The organism is Rheinheimera sp. UJ63, assembly GCF_021568285.1.
GTDB lineage: Bacteria > Pseudomonadota > Gammaproteobacteria > Enterobacterales > Alteromonadaceae > Alishewanella > Alishewanella maricola.
The window spans coordinates 240916-261244 of record NZ_JAKGTQ010000002.1 but is presented as its reverse complement, the minus strand read 5'-3'; the positions used below and the strand labels follow the sequence as shown (position 1 = coordinate 261244).

Genomic DNA, 20329 nt, shown 5'->3' with positions numbered 1-20329 from the left:
GCTACTCCAAGCTAGCCATAATGTCGTCACTGATCTGCGCATTATGATAAACGTTTTGTACATCGTCAGAATCTTCTAACGCATCCAGTAATTTGATAAATTTCTCTGCCGTCTCAGCATCCAACTCGGCATGCGTATCAGGCACTAAGGTTAGCTCAGCAGAGTCAGCCACAAAGCCTGCACCGCTGAGCGCATCCTGTACTGCACTGAAATACTCAGGGCTGGTGAGCACCTCGATGCTGCCATCTTCTTGGGTTTGTACATCATCGGCACCGGCATCCAGTGCCACATCTAAGATTTGCTCTTCATCAGCGCCGGCGGCAAAGCACATCACGCCTTTACGATGAAACAAATAAGAGACCGAACCTGAGGTGCCTAAGTTACCCATGTTTTTCGAAAAGGCATGGCGCACATCAGCAACGGTACGTTTATTGTTATCGGTGAGTGTTTCGACAATCACCGCCACACCACCTGGGCCATAACCTTCATAAACGAGTTCTTCGTAGTTATCGGCATCATGCATACCGGCACCACGTTTAATGGCTCGGTCGATGGTATCGCGCGTCATATTTTCGGCTAAAGCGCGATCGACAGCCAAACGTAAGCGTGGATTAGCCTGCACATCGGCACTGATCTTCGCCGCTACCGTGAGTTCGCGGATCATCTTCGTCCAGATCTTACTTTTTTTGGCATCCTGACGGGCTTTACGATGCTTCATGTTAGCCCATTTGCTATGTCCAGCCATGTCTTACTCCTCTTAGCTAATCATAAACAGGATATAAAGGCACAACGAGGCACTAGGGCCTCGCTGTGTAATGCAGTAACTACGCTTTTGGCGTGACTTGGATACCCAACTCAGCCAGTTGTTGCGGGTTGGCCGCACCAGGTGCATCCGTTAATGGACACGCAGCCGTGGCGGTTTTAGGGAACGCCATCACATCACGAATAGAGGTTGCACCGGTCATTAACATGACTAAGCGATCTAAACCAAAGGCTAAACCGGCGTGTGGCGGTGCGCCATACTTTAACGCTTCGAGTAAAAAGCCGAATTTTTCTGCCGCCTCTTCATCGCTAATACCCAGTAAAGTAAACACTTTCGCTTGTACTTCTGCGGTATGAATACGGACTGAGCCACCGCCTAATTCGGTACCGTTTAGCACCATGTCATAGGCATTGGATAACAATTCGCCCAGCTTTAATTCTTGGTTAGGCGTAGCTAAAAAGCTTTGCGTATCTAATGGTGAGGTAAACGGGTGATGCACAGCAGAATAGCTACCATCGTCGTTTTCTTCAAACATCGGGAAATCCACCACCCATAATGGCTTCCAACCGGGTTGAGTGATCTGTAAATCTTCACCCAGTTTTAAGCGCAGTGCGCCCATGGCTTCACAGACCACTTTATAGCTGTCAGCACCAAAGAAAATTAAATCGCCGTTAGCGGCGGCTGTACGCGCTAAAATGTCAGTAATGATGCTCGGGCTTAAAAACTTCGCCACCGGCGATTGCACGCCTTCGGCTCCCGCGGCAACGTCATTTACTTTCATCCAAGCGAGGCCTTTTGCACCGTAGATGCTGACAAATTGGGTGTAGTTATCAATATCTTTGCGCGATACTTTTTCTGCTGCGCCTGGCACTTTTAATGCCACTACGCGGCCTTTTGCATCGTTTGCTGGGCCTGAAAAAACCTTAAACTCAACGTCTTTCAGTAAATCAGCAACGTCTACAAACTGCATGGGGTTACGCAGATCAGGTTTATCTGAGCCGTATAAACGCATCGCTTCCCAGTAGGGCATTTGCGGGAAGGTGCCTAAATCCACACCCAGCAATTGTTCAAACATCTGCTGAACCATTTGCTCCGTTACCGCCATCACTTCTGGCGCACTCATAAAAGAGGTTTCGATATCGATCTGGGTAAATTCAGGCTGACGATCGGCGCGTAAATCTTCATCACGAAAACATTTTACGATCTGATAATAGCGATCTAAGCCCGACATCATCAGCAGTTGTTTAAACAACTGGGGTGACTGTGGCAAAGCGAAAAACTCGCCTTTGTGCGTGCGGCTTGGCACTAAATAATCTCGCGCACCTTCTGGCGTGGCTTTGGTTAAAATGGGGGTTTCAACATCTAAAAAGCCATTGCCGTCCATAAAGTTACGTACAAAACTGGTGACTTTAGCGCGAAACTTTAAACGTTCGCTCATTAATGGCCGACGTAAATCAAGATAGCGGTATTTTAAGCGTTGTTCTTCGCTGTTCTCATGATTAAAGTCTAAAGGTAGTGGCGCCGACTTATTTAAAATGGTGAGCGCACTGGCATACACTTCAACCGCACCTGTCGCCATCTCTTTGTTAATTTGTGAGGCGGGACGCGCCCGAACTTGCCCGGTGACTTGAATACAATATTCATTGCGCAAGGTGTAAGCGACGTCGAATAACGCTTTCAGATCGGGATCACAAACGACTTGCACCAAGCCCTCGCGATCTCGCATATCGATAAAAATTAACCCACCCAGATCCCGACGACGGTTTACCCAGCCACTAAGTGTGACCTGCTGATCGACTTCGTTTACCGATAACTTACCGCAATAATGACTACGCATTAATTTATCCTTTCTCCATGCTGAACAACTGAAAGCAACTGATTTGAATGACGGCAATTATAGCGAAAAGCGCTTTAAAGTCACTGCCCAGAGCCGAAAACTCTGCTTAGTCGCTAGCTTAACACGATAAGTTTTCAGCGCTCGGCAAATTTCAGGTAAACTAGCCGCCATTTTCGTGACAACCACTGAGTGTGTTAATGCAAAAAGACCACGTTTATGCCGAACCTTTGGCACATATTCAGGATTTCCGTTTTGATGATGCGGTAGCCGACGTTTTTCCTGACATGATCCAGCGCTCTATACCTGGCTATCAAACGATTATTCAAACCATCGGTAAACTGACTGCGCGCTATCAGCAGGCAAATAGCCATTATTATGATTTAGGCTGCTCGTTAGGGGCGGCCAGTTTGTCCATGCGCCGCCATATTACCGCCGACAATTGTAAAGTGATTGCAGTGGATAATAGCAGTGCCATGATTGAGCGTTGTCAGCGTCATTTGCAAGCCTTTCGCTCGGATGTGCCGGTGGACGCTATATTAGGTGATATTCGACAGCTTACTATTGAAAATGCTGCGGTGGTGGTGGTGAACTTTACCATGCAGTTTTTAGCACCGGAAGATCGCCAAGCCCTGCTCAACAAAATCTATCAGGGGTTAAAACCGGGTGGCCTTTTGATCATCTCAGAAAAATTTAAAGCCGATACCCCTGTTAATGATGAATTGCTGATTGATTTGTACCATGATTTTAAACGCGCCAATGGTTACAGCGAATTAGAAATTAGCCAAAAACGCACTGCGCTGGAAAAAGTTATGCGCCCCGACACGCTCGCCACCCACAGTGCGCGCCTGCAGCAAGCCGGCTTTCACTCGCACAGTGTTTGGTTTCAATGTTTTAATTTTTGCTCGATGTTTGCTTTAAAGGATTGATTCGCATGTTGGACTTTTCCACTTTTTATGCACAGCTTGCTACCAGCCGCCTGCACCCTTGGCTAGAAACCTTACCGGCGCAATTAGCGTTGTGGTCGAAAACCGCGCTACATGGTGAATTTAAACAATGGCAAAAAATACTTGCTAATCTGCCAACGACCTGTGTCTCGCAAATAGAGTTGGCTGACGCCGTTGCCTTTGGCCAAGCAACTGATATTAGCGCAGGTGAAGCAGAACGCATTCGCTTTTTACTCCAGCAATTAAAACCTTGGCGCAAAGGCCCCTTTCAGGTCCACGGTATTGATATTGATACCGAGTGGCGTTCAGATTGGAAATGGCAACGGGTGCTGCCGCACATCAGTGATTTAACCGAACGCTTGGTATTAGATGTCGGCTGTGGCAGTGGCTATCATTTATGGCGGATGCGCGGCGCTGGGGCGCGCTTTGTTGTGGGTATTGATCCCTCGCAGCTGTTTTATACGCAATTTCAAGCCATTAAACATTTTAATCCCGATCCGCAGGTTAATTTACTGCCGATTGGTATTGATGATATGCCGGCGTTAAAGCAATTTGATACGGTGTTCTCGATGGGGGTGTTATATCATCGCCGCTCGCCGTTAGACTTTTTACAGCAACTAAAACAACAGCTGCGCCCCGGTGGCGAATTGGTGCTAGAGACACTGGTTATTGAAGGTGATGCGCAAACCGTATTGGTACCCGGTGAACGCTATGCCAAAATGCGTAATGTTTGGTTTATCCCCAGCACAGCCGCCTTGTGTCACTGGTTAGAACGGCTGGGTTTTCAAGATATTAAACTGGTCGATTTAAATCACACCAGCTTAGATGAACAACGTGCCACCCCTTGGATGGAAAATGAAAGTCTGATTGATTTTCTTGACCCAAATGACCATAGTAAGACCATTGAGGGTTATCCGGCACCATTACGTGCGGTGGTGGTAGCCAGGGTTTAAGCAAAGTAAGGAAACGGCTCGTTATGCCCTATCGCCCAAAGTCCACGTTAGAGCAATGGCGCATTTTACAAGCGGTGGTTGATGCCGGTGGCTATGCCCAAGCGGCCGAGTTGCTCAACAAAAGCCAATCATCGCTGAATCATGCCGTCGCAAAATTACAAACCCAGTTGGGCGTAGAATTGCTCGAAGTGATTGGGCGTAAAGCTCAACTGACTGCCGCCGGCGAAGTTATGCTGCGCCGTTCGCGTATTTTAACGCAACAAATTGAAGAACTTGAACTGCTGGCCGATAATTTAGACAAGGGCTGGGAGCCAGAAATTCGTATCGCCACCGAGTTAGCCTACCCCAAACACTATTTATACCAAGCATTACAGCAATTTTATCCAATGAGCCGTGGCAGCCGAGTACAAATTATTGATACGGTGCTGACAGGAACCAGCGAAATCATTACTCAGAAAAAAGCCGATTTAGTCATCACCGGCGTGGTGCCAAAAGGCTATTTAAGTGAGCCGTTGTCGATCACCCGTTTTATTCCCGTGGTGGGCGCGTCGCACCCGTTAGCACAGCTACCAAGCCTAGACCAAAATGAACTGAGCCAACAACTGCAAATTGTTATTCGTGACACCGCCGTTAAACCGCAAGAACATATTGGCTGGTTAAAAGCAGAACAACGTTGGACGGTAAATAACTTTGACGAAGCAGTCGATATATTATTACTCGGTTTAGGCTTTTGTTGGTTGCCCGACTTTGTGGTGGCACCGCTGTTAGCCGATAAAACCTTGTTTCGGCTACCGCTGCAACAAAGTACCGAACGTTTTGTGCCGATGAGTTTATTGGCACCACAAGAAGAATCTCTTGGCCCCGGCAGTCGTCAGCTGCGTCAGCTGTTACTGGCCGTCCATCAAAAATAATAAGGAACCCCTATGCAATCTGCCGAAATAAACCAGTTAATGCATGCCGCCGCACAAGATGCGATCGCTTATGCCGCCGAACAACATCAATTAACGCTAGATGGCTCTGCCGAAAGTTTAGCGGTCGTCGACACCTTGTTGTCGGCATTACACAAAGATCAGCAGCATCGGCAACATTCTGGCGAAATGTTATTTACACTTTGTAATATTATTGGCGCTTATGTCGGTGAAGTGTTCATTAAACTGGTCGGGGGTGACTGGAACAACAATCAACAAGATCAATCTGCACCTTATATTGCAGTGACCTTTGGCGACAAAGAATTTCCTTTTGCTTCAGTCTGTTACCATAAGATCGCCAATGACGATACCATCAGTTTACAAGACTATGTTCGCCAAGCGAAAGAGAATGCTATGCAGTAAGGCTTTTGTCTGCGCGGTTAAACGGGTAAAATAGTCAGCACTTTAGCCAACCCACTTAGCCATTCGAGGAAAGCCGTGAGCGAGCACAACACATCTTTAAGTTACAAAGACGCCGGAGTAGACATTGACGCAGGTAATGCGTTAGTTGACCGCATCAAAGGTGCCGTAAAACGCACCACTCGCCCAGAAGTCATGGGTGGTTTAGGCGGTTTCGGTGCGCTGTGCCAAATCCCTGCCGGTTATAAAGAGCCGGTGTTAGTCTCAGGTACCGATGGCGTGGGCACAAAACTACGCTTAGCCATGGACTTAAAACGCCATGATGGCGTAGGTATCGACTTAGTTGCCATGTGCGTCAACGATTTAGTGGTGCAAGGCGCTGAGCCATTATTCTTTTTAGATTACTACGCCACAGGCAAGTTGGATGTTGACACCGCCGCCCGCGTTGTTACTGGCATCGCTGAAGGCTGTGTGCAATCAGGTTGTTCTTTGGTCGGTGGTGAAACGGCTGAAATGCCCGGCATGTACCACGGTGATGATTACGATATCGCAGGTTTTTGCGTAGGCGTAGTTGAAAAAGCCGACATTATCGATGGCAGCAAAGTACAACCGGGCGATCAACTTATCGCATTGGCCTCGTCTGGCCCTCACTCTAATGGCTTTTCATTAATTCGCAAAGTATTGGAAGTGTCAGGTCAGTCAGCAGACACCTTATTAGAAGGTAAGTCGTTAGCCGATCACTTACTAGAACCTACCCGAATTTATGTGAAAAACCTGCTGAGCTTGTTTAAAACCAGCCCTGTGCATGCGTTATGTCACATTACCGGTGGCGGTTTCTGGGAAAACATTCCTCGTGTCTTACCGGCCAATACCAAAGCCGTCATTGACGGCAAGAGTTGGCAGTGGCCCGCCATTTTTAACTGGTTACAGCAACAAGGCAATATTAGCCGCCATGAAATGTATCGCACCTTTAACTGTGGTGTGGGTATGTTAGTGGTCGTGCCTGCAGCCGAATTACCTACCGCTTTAGCGACATTACAACAAGCGGGTGAAACAGCTTGGCACCTTGGCGAGATTCAAGCGGCTGCGGCAGATGAGCAACTGGTTATTATTAACGAATAACGAGGCCGCATGAACGCTATTGTAGTACTGATCTCTGGTAATGGCAGTAATTTACAAGCCATTATCGATGGCTGTGCGAAAGGCACGATCCCCGCTAAAATTACCGGGGTTATTGCCAACAAAGCGTCCGCTTATGGTTTGCAACGGGCAACGGCAGCGGGTATTGCTACCCGTGTCGTCAGCCACAAAGACTATAGCGATCGCGCCAGTTACGATAGGGCTTTACAACAAGCCATTGAGGGTTTTGCGCCATCATTAGTGGTGCTTGCCGGCTTTATGCGGATCCTCACGCCCGCTTTTGTGCAGCACTTTTCTGGAAAATTATTGAACATTCATCCATCTTTGTTGCCGAAGCATCAAGGTTTAGATACACATCAGCGCGCAATTGATGCCGGCGATACTGAACATGGTTGCAGTGTCCATTTTGTGACAGAGCAACTTGATGGCGGCCCGGTGATCTTGCAAGCGAAAGTGCCTATCTTTCCAGGTGATGATGCTTCGACAGTGGCTGAACGGGTACATGAGCAAGAACATCTGATTTATCCACTGGTTGTGCGTTGGTTTTGTCAAAATCGTTTACAACAGCGCGGCAATGAGGCATGGTTAGACGGTAACTTACTTTCAGTACAAGGTTATGCCGAAGATGAGGATGATTCTGAAGTGGCGTGTTAACACGTCACTTTTTTTAAGCACACTATTATTCTGTAGTTCTGCTGTATTGGCGACATCGTTGCCAGCCCCTAGCGTTGCTGAGTTGTCGAAAGACACTGCTGCAGCACCTATTTTTACTCCCTTTAATGCTGATTATTTAGTGTACCGTGGCGGCAAAAGCCATGGCACGGCTAAACGCTATTTGCATAAAAAAGACAGCCATTATGAAATGGGCTACAGCAGTGATATCACTTGGTTAGTGTTTAGTGATAAGCGCAGCGAAACGTCCACTTTTACGCTTGAGCAGGGCCGTTTAAAACCGTCACATTATAAAATGATCCGCACGGGTACCGGTTCTAATCGACACTATGAATTGCGTTTAAACTGGCAGAAACAACAACTTTTCACCGGTAAAAAACAAACGCTCAAAGCCATTGATTGGCAAGACGATTGGTTAGATCCACTGAGTTACCATCAACAGTTAGTGCTGGATTTACGCGCCGGTAAAACCGATTTCACTTACCAAGTGTTAAACCGCGATGGTAATAATAAAGTGTACCACTATCAGGTGGTCACCGAAGAAGCATTGGCCTTACCTTTTGGCACCGTTCGCGCGTTACGCATTGCTCGGGTTGAAGAAAATTCAGACAAGCAAGTTTTAGCCTGGGTTGCACCTGAGCTTGATTATATGCTCGTCAGACTTTGGCGTGGCGAAGATAACGTCGAACAATTTGATGTGCAACTGCAAAAAGTACAGTGGCTCACACCCACCTCAACAGTCGATGGGCTCGCCACGACGGAATAACTGCGCCTCACCACTTTGCATTTTTTGCCACTGCTCATTATTAGTTAGCGGTGCAGTGGCAATAATGGTCACGACATCGTTCGGCGTGGTTTCTTGGCTAAAATCAATATCCACATCAACATCAGATAAGCGCGCCACCCCAAAAGGGGCCCGGCGCGTGATCCAATGCAGCTTAGTGCTGCAAAACGCCAATAAATACTCACCATCGGTGAGCAGCATATTAAATACCCCTAGCTGCTGTAACTGCGGTAATAAGCGACGAATATAACGAAATGCGGCTTTGGGGCCCGGGCTTTTCTCTGGATAACGTGCCGCTAAAGCGCTGAGCAGATAACAAAAGGCACGCTCGCTGTCAGTCGTTCCCACCGGTAAAAACCGATCCACCGCTAAATGTTGATAATGGGATAACTGCCCATTGTGGGCATAAGTCCAATAACGCCCCCATAGTTCACGGGTAAACGGATGAGTATTGGCTAATGCCACTTGCCCCCGATTGGCTTGCCGCACATGCGCAACCACAGCGGTGCTTTTAATCGGGTAATCAGAAATTAAACGGGCAATTTCGGATTGATAACTGGGCAGCGCATCTTTAAAAGTGCAAACGCCTTTTTGCTCGTAAAAGGCCACTCCCCAACCATCTTTATGTGGGCCTGTGCGCCCACCGCGCTCTTTTAAGCCTTTAAAACTAAAACAAATGTCGGTCGGCACATTGGCCGACATTCCCAATAATTCACACACTGGAGTATTCCCATTAATCCACAACGATGTCGTTGGCGTTTAAAAAGTGCAAACGCCGCTTGTGTTTACACACAAAGGCCGATGCTGAGCTATGCTAAAGGCTATTGTACAGAGTCTGCAACATTAGTTGACACTTTGTATAGATAAGCATTGCACAGAAGTACTTGCAACTTAAATCAAAGCGTTCTAAGCTAAGGCTTTAGTGGTCAGACCTCTTATCGCAGGAGTTAACAATGAGTGTTTTTCTGGTTTGTGTAGCTTTGCTGGTGGCGACAGGCATTCTTGCCTATCACCGCGCCAGCCTCACATTATTTACCGCAGCTTTAGCGGGTGTATTATTAATTGGTACTTTTAGCGACATCGTCGGCTTTTGGTCTTGGTTAGTCTTTCTAATCGTTGCCTTACCGCTAAATATCGCCTCAGTACGTCAGCAACATCTGACAAAACCATTACTGGCGTTATATCGCAAAATTATGCCGGAAATGTCGACGACAGAAAAAGAAGCTATCGATGCCGGTACCACCTGGTGGGAAGGCGATTTATTTCGCGGTAACCCTGACTGGCATAAAATGCACAACTTCCCACAACCTCGGTTAAGTGCAGAAGAGCAAGCCTTTTTAGACGGCCCAGTTGAAGAATTACTGGCCATGACGGACGACTGGCATACAACACATGAACGTGCCGATCTTGCGCCAGAAGTCTATCAATACTTAAAAGATCACGGTTTCTTTGCGATGATTATCAAAAAAGAATACGGTGGTTTAGAGTTTTCTGCTTATGCACAGTCTTGCGTATTGCAAAAATTAACCAGTAAAAGCATGGTGTTATCAAGCATCGTTGGTGTTCCTAACTCGTTAGGCCCAGGCGAACTGTTGCAACACTATGGTACTGATGAGCAAAAAAATTACTATTTACCCCGCTTAGCCAAAGGCATCGATGTTCCGTGTTTTGCTTTAACTAGCCCAGAAGCGGGTTCAGATGCCGGTGCGATCCCTGATGTGGGCATCGTTTGTAAAGGTCAGTGGCAAGGTGAAGAAGTTCTGGGTTTAAAATTAACCTGGAACAAACGTTATATTACTTTAGCGCCTATCGCTACAGTGTTAGGTTTAGCCTTTAAACTGTACGATCCAGATCATCTATTAAGTGAAGAAGAAGATCGCGGTATTACCTGTGCGTTGATCCCTGCCGACACCCCAGGTGTAAAAATTGGTCGTCGCCACTTCCCATTGAATGTGCCGTTCCAAAATGGTCCAACGCAAGGTGAAGAGGTGTTTGTACCAATCTCTTACATCATTGGTGGTCCAGAAATGGCCGGCCAAGGTTGGCGCATGCTGGTTGAATGTTTATCTGTCGGTCGCGCCATCACATTACCGTCTAACAGCACCGGTGGGATTAAAGCTGCTGCGCTGTCTACTGGCGCCTATGCGCGTATTCGTCGTCAATTCAAATTACCTGTCGGTAAAATGGAAGGCGTTGAAGAAGCGATGGCACGCATTGGTGGTTATGCCTATATGGCCGATGCCTCTACCTCGATGTCGGTAGGTGCGATTGATTTAGGTGAAAAACCATCAGTGGTTTCCGCCATTACCAAATACCATATGACTGAGCGCATGCGCACAGCGATTAATGATGCAATGGACGTGCACGGTGGTAAAGGCATTTGCATGGGGCCAAATAACTATTTAGCTCGCGGTTACCAAGGTGCGCCTGTTGCCATCACGGTAGAAGGTGCCAATATCCTGACCCGTAACATGATCATTTATGGTCAAGGTGCCATCCGTTGTCATCCTTATGTGTTAGCCGAGTTACAAGCCGCACAATTAACGGATGAAGGCGCTGCCGTAACGGCTTTTGATAAAGCGTTATTCGGTCATATTGGTTTTGCCATTAGTAACTTCTTCCGGACCTTCTGGTTATCGTTAACCGGTGGGGCTTTTAGCCATTCACCTTACAACGATGACACTGCGCGTTATTACAAGCAAATGAACCGCTTTAGTGCCGCCCTTGCGTTAATGTCAGATGTTGCCATGGGAACCTTAGGTGGCGACTTAAAGCGTCGTGAGCGTATTTCAGCGCGTTTAGGTGACATTTTAAGTATGTTATATATCACGTCATCAGTACTGAAACGTTATCAAGATGAAGGTCGCCAAGTTCAAGACTTACCTTTGGTAAAATGGGCTTGTGAAGATAACATGGCCAAAGCGCAGTTGGCGCTGACCGAGTTATTCGATAACTTCCCTAACCGCGTCATTGGTATCGTGCTAAAACGCATTGTCTTCCCATTTGGTCGCACGTTGCGCAAACCATCAGATATGCTGGATCATCAAGTTTCACGCATCATGATGACCCCTTGTGAAGCGCGTAACCGCTTAGGTAAGCACTTATATTTAACGGTTGAACCGGGTAATCAATTAGGTCGCGTAGAACAAGCCTTATTGGATGTGTTAGCTGCAGAGCCGCTGTTTGATAAAGTCAGCAAAGCCTCAGGTAAACGCCTGCCCTTCTTCAAGTTACATGAAGTGGCTGATATTGGCTTAGAGCTGGGGGTGATTAATAAACAAGAAGCGGATAAGTTACGTAAAGCTGAAGATAGCCGCTTGTTTGTGATTAACGTTGATGATTTTGAACCCGATTACTTAGCGGCAGACAAAACCTTAACCCAGCAACCCAATGGTGCTGAAGCGTTAAAAGCTGAAAGTAAGAAGCAAACCAAAACAGCAGCCGCTTAAGCGCGAGACACTGTAATTAGAAAGGGCCCGTCTGACGACGGGCCCTTTTTTTATCTGTTTAAGCGTTGCTCGCAACGCTTTAGCTAGGTTAGAACTGCACGGTTAATGGCGCAGAGCACTGTGCGGTCGCGTCATAACATAAGGTATATGTAACGGCTGGCGCACTGGTTTTAAATTGATTGTTGTACTGACCAGGCTTGTCCAACACCGCCACCACTTCGCCATCGCGATACAGCGTTAAGCCTGTTTGCACACTGCTCCAACGTAACTGCACCAGTTTCGAACCTGATTTAGCATTACCTTGATTCACTTTGATCAGGTTTAAATCAATATCCAAAGGCGCAATCAGATCCAGCGCTACAATCACCGGATCATGATCAGACGAACGATAAGCATCGGGCGCATAAAAATCGATTCGTTGCTGCTCAGATTTAAACTCTTGGTTGTAATCCAGTGAAATAGGCTCATCGGCATTAATATGCCATTCTGCCGCATCTACTAAGTAACGGCGTGCAGGCTCGTTCAGTAAAGCATGATCGAGTTGACCCGCTAAACCATCAAACACATAACCGTAGGTGGGCGTTTTCTCTAACACATCAAATACGTTAGCGTAACCGGCATGCGCCAGTGCCGTTAATGGATCTTCTTTCGCATAAGAATTCAAATCACCGATAACCAGTGCCGGAATAGCATTAAAGTGCTGCGCGGCAAATTGCCCTACTGCCTCCGCCGCGCGCGTCCGAGTGATATTACAATTACCCTGACCATCATTAAGATCTGGATCACCGCTACAAGCTGAACCCTTTGATTTAAGGTGATTCACCATCACCGCAAACTCAGCATTGTTACTGGTGAGCTTAAAGCGCTGCGCCAGCATCGGGCGGTTACTGCGGGTATTAAATAACGCTACGCCATTAGCATCCGTGGCAGAGTTGCTTTCATCTAGTACCTGAGCATCCCCCACTGGGGTGGCTAAATTAGCACGATATAACATACCCACGGTAATTTGATCGGTACCAATCACCGGCGTGTTAACTGAGACAAAGCGCCAATCGTCTTGCCCACTGACTTGCTGTAAACCACGCACTAAATCAGCAATGGCAGAGGTTTCTGTAAAACCATCATTCTCAATTTCCATCACGCCAATCACGGTGGCATCTAACGCCGCTAAAGCCGCTAAAATCTTGGCACGCTGACGCTCAAACTCAAACAGATTATTGGCGCCACGGGCGGTTGGGAAACCACCGCCTAAGCCGTCACCATTGAAATAGTTCAACACATTAAAGCTAGCAATTTTCACATTACCATCGCCACTGAGCTCAGGCTGCGCTGTGCGCGGATTTGTCGCGACAAAGTTCACGCTATTAATCGGGTTAACCCGATATTCATTAAAGCTGTAATAAAGGGTACCCGTTAAGCCCACGACGGTATCGCCGGCACGCACGGTATTCATCGCCGTTAAACCCGGTGCTGGATAAATGACCGTGGCAGCGTTTTGCACTGTTGAGGCATCATCTAACATAATGCGATTTAAGGCATGCTCAGCCGCTAAGGCTTGTGCGGCGGCACCTGGCGTAACAACTTGAGTCGGTGTGTAACGACGACCGTTTGATAACACTAACTCGCCAAAACGGCCTAAGGTAAAGTTGCTGTTTACCGTCAACTCTTGCGCGAATTGCACCAACATGCCTTCGTAACGTTCTAAATAATCTAATGCAGCGACCGGTAAACTCACGGTTACCGCGCTAGGCAATTCAGCTGTACCACAGGCTACGCTTTGCGTGACATTCTGTAGCTGGGTATTGCTAAAGGCTTCGGCAACTTGTGCTTGTAAGCGCACACGCTGACCTGCGGTAACATTCAGATTTGCATTATCGGTAAAGACAAAAACACCTTCGGAGGTTAACGGATCGGTATCTTGCTCAAGGTCACTGGCTTGGATCATATAACCCCGTAAGCCAGGTAAAGTATGCGTTACAACCGCCTCGACTACTACCGTTTGCCCAATTAACGGGCTCACATTACCGGCACCTTGAATCGCAGAAATGGGCGTAAAGGTTGCCCCACACACTAAAGGTGGTAATGGCTCGGGATCGACAGGTTCTTCAGGATCAATTGGTGCGCCTGTGCCATTAAACATGCCCAGATCAGAAAAATCATCCCGATCAAATTGAATCCATTCCACAGAAGGATCAAAGGCATCACTGATATTGGTATCTCTTAGCACACTCTTGCGGCGGAGCGTTTTATCTATGGTGGTCACGCCATTGCCGGTCCATGCCGTGCCTGGGTTTTCACCTACTCGACCAAAGCTATCGACAACTTCACCATTTTTCTCAATCACAATGGCATCGTTACCATTCCAAAGACCGGAACCGGTGGTGACATTCGCTACCGCTAAAATAGCTGCTGCAGCATTAGAAGCGGCATAAATAAAAGTTTCACCCGCAGCTAAGCTGCCACTCAACTGTTGATTAACGCTGGATGTTAACGCACCATTAGAGTAAACCCGGATACGGTAATCGCTGAGATTAATTGCCGAAGTACCTGGGTTGTATAATTCTAACGCTTTATTATTACTAGAACCTTCAACATATTCTGATATAAAAAGTTCTGCTTGAGCAACGGGCGCTAAAATAAGCGCTAAGGTTGCCGCGATAAGTGTTTTCTTCACGTGTTATTCCCTGATCTGTTATTAGGATTGTGCAGACTAAGCCACGAATGTGGCAATCTGATTAACTTTTTAAGAATGCGTTACTGATTAGAAAAAGACTTCAAGACATCTAAATAGCTAAAAAAGCTATACAAACGGGCTTTTTTCCGTTTTACTAAACAGCCCGATATATAAGGAGTTAACGATGTTTAAAGTCAACAATTATTTTGATGGCAAAGTCGCCTCAATTAGTTTTCAAGGCGAAAAGCTACCTGCAACGGTCGGCGTAATGGCACCCGGTGAATATGAGTTTGGTACCAGCCAACATGAAGTGATGACCGTGATTAGCGGCGCCCTTACCGTAAAACTGCCTGGCAGTGATGATTGGCTGACATTTACATCAGGTCAGGCGTTTGAAGTAGAAGCTAACGTGAAGTTTCAATTGCAAGTACAACAGGATACCGCGTACCTTTGTACTTATGCGTAAGTTGAATTACTGAGAGTACTATGCGAGGCATGCGAAGCGCCGCGAAACAACCTGAACCGTTAAAGCGTGATTACGCCATGCCGCTAGGCCAGAGTATTAAAACCCTCTGGCCTTATTTAATGGCCTTTAAAGGGCGGGTATTGTTAGCCTTACTGGCACTTATTGCTGCCAAAAGCGCCACCTTACTGCTGCCTTGGGCCTTAAAAGAAATCATCGATGCGGTAGATGCCAACCGCCAACAATTACTGCTTGTTCCTGTTTGGTTATTACTTTTGTATGGCGCGCTGCGCTTTGGCATGGTGTTTTTTGGTGAAGTGCGGGATGCACTGTTTGGGCGTGTCACCGAACATGCCATGCGCCAATTAGGTTTAAAAGTTTTTAAACACCTGCATAGTTTAGAATTAGCGTTTCACCTTGACCGACAAACCGGTGGCATCAGTCGCGATATAGAGCGAGGCAGCAATGGCCTAAGCTTTTTAATGCGCTTTTTGATGTTTAATATTGTGCCAACCTTACTTGAAATCGTGGCGGTTGCCGTGATCTTCAGCTTACTGTTCTCGCCCATGTATGCGCTGATCACCGTGGTGGCGGTCAGTCTCTATATCTTTTTTACCGTGTATATTACGGAATGGCGCAACAAGTTTATTCGTGAAGCGAATCAAGCGGATAACACCACCAATAGCCGTGCCGTTGATAGCTTACTTAACTATGAAACGGTGAAATATTTTAATAATGAGCAGCATGAAGCACAGGTTTACGATGGCTTTTTAGCCACTTGGGAACAAGCTCGTTTAAAAAACCGTTTAAGTCTGCTCTTACTTAACTCTGGCCAAGCACTATTAATTGCCGCTGCTATTACCGCATTAATGTGGCTAGCCGCAGCCGAGGTGGTTAACGGTGAAATGAGTATCGGTGAATTAGTAATGCTGAATGCTTACATGATCCAACTGTTTTTACCGTTGAATTTTTTAGGCTTTGTGTATCGTGAAATTCGCCGCGCGTTAACCGATTTAGAAAATATGCTGGGCTTATTACGACGCAAAAGCAGCATTGTCGATAAAGCAGATGCCAAACCCTTAGTCACCCATGGGGCCAGTATTCAGTTTGAGCAGGTGAGTTTTGCCTATCAGGCCGATCGCCCCATTCTCAATAATCTCAGTTTTACCGTTGCCGCAGGCCAAAAAGTGGCGATTGTCGGCGCGTCTGGTGCGGGTAAAAGTACCATTGCCCGCTTACTGTATCGCTTTTACGATGTGAGCGGCGGCCGCATTTTAATTGATCAGCAAGATATTACTGGGCTAACCCTCGACTCTCTGCGCCAAGCGATTGCTATTGTGCCGCAAGATACGGTGTTATTTAACAGTAGCATGCGAGATAATATTGCTTACGCCAAACCCGAAGCCAGTGCCAATGAGATTGCCCAGGTTATTGAATTAGCCCAGTTACGTCAGTTTATTGATAGCTTGCCACAAGGCGATCAAACGCTAGTGGGTGAACGCGGCTTAAAGGTCTCTGGCGGTGAAAAACAGCGCATTGCGATTGCCCGAGCGTTATTAAAAGGCTCGCCTATTTTAGTCTTTGACGAGGCCACCTCGGCATTAGATTCCTTAGCCGAGCAAAGCATTGTTGCTGCTATGCGTGAAGTCGCCAAACAACACACCAGCGTGGTTATCGCTCATCGTTTATCAACCATTACCGATGCTGATTGCATATTAGTATTACGGCAGGGCGAATTGATTGAGCAAGGCAGCCATCAACAGTTGCTAGATTTAGCGGGGGAATATGCCAAAATGTGGCAGCAACAGGCCAAGCAGACACGTCTTACCACCTAAGCCATTGCTGTTTATTTGTGCTAGATCAAGCTTTTTTAACGAAGTGCTGCTAAATTTAAGACAGCGCAGAGACAAGGAGTAGATCATGCCATTTCAAGAATACAAACGTCGCCTAATTCAACGTAAAATGGAACTAGAGCGACAGCAGATATCACTGCAGCAAGACCTCTCGAAAGAACACAGCCATGATTTTGCAGAACAAGCACAAGAGCGAGAAAACGATGATGTGCTAACCAGCCTAAAACACCATGCCGAGGCAGAGTTGGCTGAAATTAATCAGGCCTTGCTAAGGATGGAACAAGGTGTTTATGCTAAATGTACCCGTTGTGGTGCAAATATTAATCCAGCACGCTTAGAAGCGTTACCCGCCACCGCATTTTGTGTTAACTGCAGCCACTAACAGCGCAGCAAAGCCGCACTGTTAGCAACCAGCAGAATCAATTAGCGGGCTAATTTGATTTTAAACACCAGCGAATACAATACCGGCACTGCCACCAGAGTTAACACGGTGGCAAACGCCAAACCGGCCATAATGGTTATCGCCATACTGTTAAAAAACGCATCCCAAATCAGCGGCAACATACCTAAAATAGTGGTTAATGCCGCTAAGATCACCGGCCGGATCCGGCTGATGCTCGCATCAATAATGGCTTGAGCCTTATCGCTTGCTTGGCTTAATTGCAAATCCATTTCGTCAACTAACACTATGGCGTTTTTCATCAGCATGCCGGATAAACTCAGAAAGCCCAACAGCGCAGTAAAACCAAAAGGAAAGCCCGTCAACAGAAGCCCAGCACTAACACCACATATCGACATCGGCACAATTAACCAAATAACTAAGGGTTGTTTTAGGGAGCCGAACAACAAAATGCTAATAGCTAACATCACCAAAAAACTTAAGGGCAATTGTTTACCTAATGAAGCCTGTGCTTCCGCTGAGCTTTCATACTCGCCTCCCCACTCCAACGTATAGCCATGTGGCAATACTAATTGCTCAACCGGCGCCCGCAAACGCTTTAAGGCCTGATCGGCGGTTATGGCCGTGGTGGGCTCAGCTTCAACTGTTAAGGTGCGTACCCGATTGCGCCTTTGGATCACCGCTTCTTCGTGCTCGGTAACAAAGCCATTAATCACCTGCGTTAGCGGGATATAGCTGTTGTCGATGCTACTCCAAATCATTCGGTCATTTAGTCTGTCTAAATCAAATCGCTCTGCTGCCGGTGGCCGCACCACAATAGGAATTTGTTTTTCTTGCTCGCGATATACACCGCTAACTAAGCCCTCACTGGCAAAAGCCAAAGTTTGCGCTAAATCCGTACGATTAACACCGGCAATACGTGCCCGTTCTTCATTAAAATCTGGCGCTATCACCAACTCACGCTGCCGCCAATTTTGCCTGATATCGGTCACACCGTCGGTATTGCGCATAATATCCGCCACTTGCTGGCCGAGCTGACGCAAAACGGCCTCATCACTACCAGAAATGCGGGCCTGTAACTTGGCTCCGGTACCGGGGCCGAACATCAATCGCTCAGTATAAATTTCGGCACTAGGATAACGAGCGGGTAAGGTTTGCCGCAAATACTGCATCAAGGGCGGGATCGCATCACGCTCCTTGGTGCGAATAATCAATTGACCATAAGCACTATTCGGCAATTGCGGTGCATAGGTCAACATAAAACGGCTGGCGCCTGCGCCAATAAAACTACTGACCGACTCCACTGACGCTTCGGCCAAAATAATCTTTTCTATTTCGGCAATATCGCGCTCGGTGGCACGAATATCGGTGCCTTGCGGTAAATAATAATTTAAGTAAAACAACGGGGTATTAGAGGCAGGGAAAAACACCTGCTTAACTTGGCCAAAACCAATAACGCTGATCACAGTTAGCACCATCAGCAAACCGATGGTAGCGGCGCGCTGCCGTAAAGCTAAACGGAGCACCTTGGCATAACGCTGATAAACAAAACCGGCATAGGGATCACGTTGCTCGCTGTCTGCGGCCACTTTAAACAAATAATGACCTAACAAAGGCGTAACAGTAATCGCCAACACCCAGCTTAATAATAAGGAAATACCAATCACTGCGAATAACGAAAACAAAAACTCACCCGTGCTATCAGGCGACAAGCCAATACCAGCAAAGGCCATAATGCCAATAACCGTGGCACCTAATAACGGCACTTGGGTGCGACTGGCCGCCTCCGCTGCAGCTTGGCGTGATGCCATGCCTCGCTGCATATTTATCAGCATGGTTTCGGCCACCACAATGGCATTATCAACCAACATCCCCATGGCGATAATCAGCGCACCTAACGAAATTCGCTCCATTTCGATTTGCCATATGCGCATAAAGAACAAGGTGCCCAGCACAGTCAGTAATAAGGTGCCGCCGACAACAATACCCACGCGCCAGCCCATGGTTAAACACAGCACGGCGACCACAATCACCACAGAAATTAATAAATTCACAATAAAATCATTAATCGCTTTATCCACCACAATATGTTGCTGGTAGATCGGCTGTAACTCGATGCCAAGTGGAATACGCGGCGTTAAAGAGGCTAAGTGCAAATCAACGGCATTACCTACATCCACAATATTGGCATCACTTAAGCCGGCAATGGCTAGCGTAAAAGCCGCTTTGCCGTTATGACGGATCAAGTGTGTCGGCGTTTCCGCCTCTTCTCGACTCACTTTAGCAACATCGTAAATACTCAGTTGCTCTGTGGAGCCCAAATTACCTAAGCGTAAGTTCTCAATCGCACTGATCGAATCTAAGCCAGGCTTACTGACTAAACGGATACGCTTATCGCCAACGGCTAAAGAGCCGGCCGCCGCGACGGTATTTTCAGCTTGTAAGGTTCCAATCACTAAATCTAAAGGTAAGCCCATACCCAGCAACCGCTCTTGGGCAATCTCTACATAAATTTTCTCTTGTGGCTCGCCCGCGGTTTGTACTTTAGCCACACCCGGCACCATCAGCATTTCGCGCCGTAAAAACGTGGCCAACTCACGGATCTCGCGATCGCTATACCCTTCAGCAGTGACCGCATAAAAAATACCAAACACATCACCGAAATCGTCATTGACTGAGGGCGTCATTACCCCAGCAGGCAGTGACCGACTGCTATCGCTGATTTTTCGGCGTAACTCATCCCAAATTTGCGGCATGGCTGGGCCATTGTAAGTATCTTGGATCACTACGCGGATCTCAGATTTGCCTGGAAAGGATTTAGACGTCACACGTTTTAATTGCGGTAACTGCTGCACTGCCGATTCGAGTACCTCAGTGACTTCCTCTTCCACCTCGGTTGCCGTCGCCCCAGGATAGTAGGTGATTACCATGGCTTCTTTTAGGGTAAAGGCCGGATCTTCTAAACGACCAATGGTATTTAGCGCCCAAAGACCACCCAAAAAACAAAGCATAATCAACATCCAAGTGTTGACCTGTTTATCAATCGCATAACTCGCCATTTTCATGCGG

The 20329-nt window shown here is 47.2% G+C and carries 16 protein-coding genes; 11 read left to right on the top strand and 5 right to left on the bottom strand.

The features are described from left to right. Position 1 precedes the first annotated feature (1 nt). Both L1N97_RS07290 and aspS read right to left on the bottom strand, forming a co-directional pair. Complete coding sequence (locus tag L1N97_RS07290) at positions 2 to 745, bottom strand: YebC/PmpR family DNA-binding transcriptional regulator (protein WP_236129322.1); 744 nt, start codon at positions 743 to 745, stop codon at positions 2 to 4. Positions 746 to 824: 79 nt separating this feature from the next. Beyond that, on the bottom strand, positions 825 to 2600 hold the full coding sequence (aspS, locus tag L1N97_RS07285; RefSeq protein WP_229584434.1) for an aspartate--tRNA ligase: 1776 nt from the start codon (positions 2598 to 2600) through the stop codon (positions 825 to 827). Between the two features lie 197 nt (positions 2601 to 2797). Here aspS and cmoA point away from each other — a divergent pair, with 197 nt between their 5' ends. The 7 genes from cmoA to L1N97_RS07250 all read left to right on the top strand — a co-directional run bounded on the left by cmoA (position 2798) and on the right by L1N97_RS07250 (position 8403). Beyond that, complete coding sequence (cmoA, locus tag L1N97_RS07280; RefSeq protein ID WP_226750346.1) at positions 2798 to 3526, top strand: carboxy-S-adenosyl-L-methionine synthase CmoA; 729 nt, start codon at positions 2798 to 2800, stop codon at positions 3524 to 3526. Between the two features lie 5 nt (positions 3527 to 3531). Continuing rightward, positions 3532 to 4497: a tRNA 5-methoxyuridine(34)/uridine 5-oxyacetic acid(34) synthase CmoB gene (gene cmoB / locus L1N97_RS07275; protein ID WP_236129321.1), complete on the top strand. Its 966-nt coding sequence runs from the start codon at positions 3532 to 3534 to the stop codon at positions 4495 to 4497. 23 nt (positions 4498 to 4520) lie between these two features. Continuing rightward, entirely contained in the window at positions 4521 to 5408 is an 888-nt protein-coding gene (locus L1N97_RS07270) for a LysR family transcriptional regulator (protein WP_229584437.1), read from the top strand. A gap of 12 nt (positions 5409 to 5420) precedes the next feature. Continuing rightward, positions 5421 to 5828 (top strand): hypothetical protein, encoded by a 408-nt coding sequence (locus tag L1N97_RS07265; RefSeq protein ID WP_229584438.1) that lies wholly within the window; start codon positions 5421 to 5423, stop codon positions 5826 to 5828. A gap of 75 nt (positions 5829 to 5903) precedes the next feature. Then, positions 5904 to 6947, top strand: a complete 1044-nt coding sequence (gene purM / locus L1N97_RS07260; RefSeq protein WP_226750349.1) for a phosphoribosylformylglycinamidine cyclo-ligase — start codon at positions 5904 to 5906, stop codon at positions 6945 to 6947. A gap of 9 nt (positions 6948 to 6956) precedes the next feature. Further along, positions 6957 to 7619 (top strand): phosphoribosylglycinamide formyltransferase, encoded by a 663-nt coding sequence (gene purN, locus L1N97_RS07255; protein ID WP_236129320.1) that lies wholly within the window; start codon positions 6957 to 6959, stop codon positions 7617 to 7619. Positions 7620 to 7677: 58 nt separating this feature from the next. Continuing rightward, a complete protein-coding gene (locus tag L1N97_RS07250) occupies positions 7678 to 8403 on the top strand; it encodes a DUF3108 domain-containing protein (RefSeq protein WP_229584440.1) in 726 nt (241 codons plus the stop codon). Here the strand turns inward: L1N97_RS07250 and L1N97_RS07245 are convergent. After that, positions 8371 to 9141 carry a class II glutamine amidotransferase gene (locus L1N97_RS07245; protein WP_229584441.1) on the bottom strand — a complete coding sequence of 257 codons (771 nt, stop codon included), beginning with the start codon at positions 9139 to 9141 and terminating at the stop codon, positions 8371 to 8373. The genes L1N97_RS07250 and L1N97_RS07245 overlap by 33 nt on opposite strands. A 233-nt stretch (positions 9142 to 9374) precedes the next feature. Here L1N97_RS07245 and fadE point away from each other — a divergent pair, with 233 nt between their 5' ends. Next, positions 9375 to 11870, top strand: a complete 2496-nt coding sequence (gene fadE, locus L1N97_RS07240; protein WP_236129319.1) for an acyl-CoA dehydrogenase FadE — start codon at positions 9375 to 9377, stop codon at positions 11868 to 11870. 88 nt (positions 11871 to 11958) lie between these two features. Here fadE and L1N97_RS07235 read toward each other — a convergent pair whose 3' ends face one another. Next, positions 11959 to 14544 (bottom strand): ExeM/NucH family extracellular endonuclease, encoded by a 2586-nt coding sequence (locus L1N97_RS07235; RefSeq protein WP_236129318.1) that lies wholly within the window; start codon positions 14542 to 14544, stop codon positions 11959 to 11961. Between the two features lie 184 nt (positions 14545 to 14728). Here L1N97_RS07235 and ppnP point away from each other — a divergent pair, with 184 nt between their 5' ends. The 3 genes from ppnP (at position 14729) to L1N97_RS07220 (ending at position 17242) form a co-directional block, all read left to right on the top strand. Next, positions 14729 to 15010, top strand: coding sequence for a pyrimidine/purine nucleoside phosphorylase (ppnP, locus tag L1N97_RS07230; protein ID WP_236129317.1), 282 nt, complete (start codon positions 14729 to 14731; stop codon positions 15008 to 15010). Between the two features lie 77 nt (positions 15011 to 15087). After that, positions 15088 to 16842, top strand: coding sequence for an ABCB family ABC transporter ATP-binding protein/permease (locus L1N97_RS07225; protein ID WP_236129707.1), 1755 nt, complete (start codon positions 15088 to 15090; stop codon positions 16840 to 16842). A gap of 85 nt (positions 16843 to 16927) precedes the next feature. Continuing rightward, a complete protein-coding gene (locus tag L1N97_RS07220; protein WP_229584444.1) occupies positions 16928 to 17242 on the top strand; it encodes a TraR/DksA family transcriptional regulator in 315 nt (104 codons plus the stop codon). 41 nt (positions 17243 to 17283) lie between these two features. Here the strand turns inward: L1N97_RS07220 and L1N97_RS07215 are convergent, their stop codons facing one another. Beyond that, the gene (locus L1N97_RS07215) at positions 17284 to 20325 is read right to left on the bottom strand and encodes an efflux RND transporter permease subunit (RefSeq protein WP_229584445.1); all 3042 of its coding nucleotides are present in this window, start codon (positions 20323 to 20325) and stop codon (positions 17284 to 17286) included. Between the last annotated feature and the right edge of the window lie 4 nt (positions 20326 to 20329).

Excerpts from the sequence above, each read along its gene's own strand:
- L1N97_RS07290 (WP_236129322.1), bottom strand. The coding sequence starts at position 745 with ATGGCTGGACATAGCAAATGGGCTAACATGAAGCATCGTAAAGCCCGT.
- aspS (WP_229584434.1), bottom strand. The coding sequence starts at position 2,600 with ATGCGTAGTCATTATTGCGGTAAGTTATCGGTAAACGAAGTCGATCAG.
- cmoA (WP_226750346.1), top strand. The coding sequence starts at position 2,798 with ATGCAAAAAGACCACGTTTATGCCGAACCTTTGGCACATATTCAGGAT.
- cmoB (WP_236129321.1), top strand. The coding sequence starts at position 3,532 with ATGTTGGACTTTTCCACTTTTTATGCACAGCTTGCTACCAGCCGCCTG.
- L1N97_RS07270 (WP_229584437.1), top strand. The coding sequence starts at position 4,521 with ATGCCCTATCGCCCAAAGTCCACGTTAGAGCAATGGCGCATTTTACAA.
- L1N97_RS07265 (WP_229584438.1), top strand. The coding sequence starts at position 5,421 with ATGCAATCTGCCGAAATAAACCAGTTAATGCATGCCGCCGCACAAGAT.
- purN (WP_236129320.1), top strand. The coding sequence starts at position 6,957 with ATGAACGCTATTGTAGTACTGATCTCTGGTAATGGCAGTAATTTACAA.
- fadE (WP_236129319.1), top strand. The coding sequence starts at position 9,375 with ATGAGTGTTTTTCTGGTTTGTGTAGCTTTGCTGGTGGCGACAGGCATT.
- ppnP (WP_236129317.1), top strand. The coding sequence starts at position 14,729 with ATGTTTAAAGTCAACAATTATTTTGATGGCAAAGTCGCCTCAATTAGT.
- L1N97_RS07225 (WP_236129707.1), top strand. The coding sequence starts at position 15,088 with ATGCCGCTAGGCCAGAGTATTAAAACCCTCTGGCCTTATTTAATGGCC.
- L1N97_RS07220 (WP_229584444.1), top strand. The coding sequence starts at position 16,928 with ATGCCATTTCAAGAATACAAACGTCGCCTAATTCAACGTAAAATGGAA.
- L1N97_RS07215 (WP_229584445.1), bottom strand. The coding sequence starts at position 20,325 with ATGAAAATGGCGAGTTATGCGATTGATAAACAGGTCAACACTTGGATG.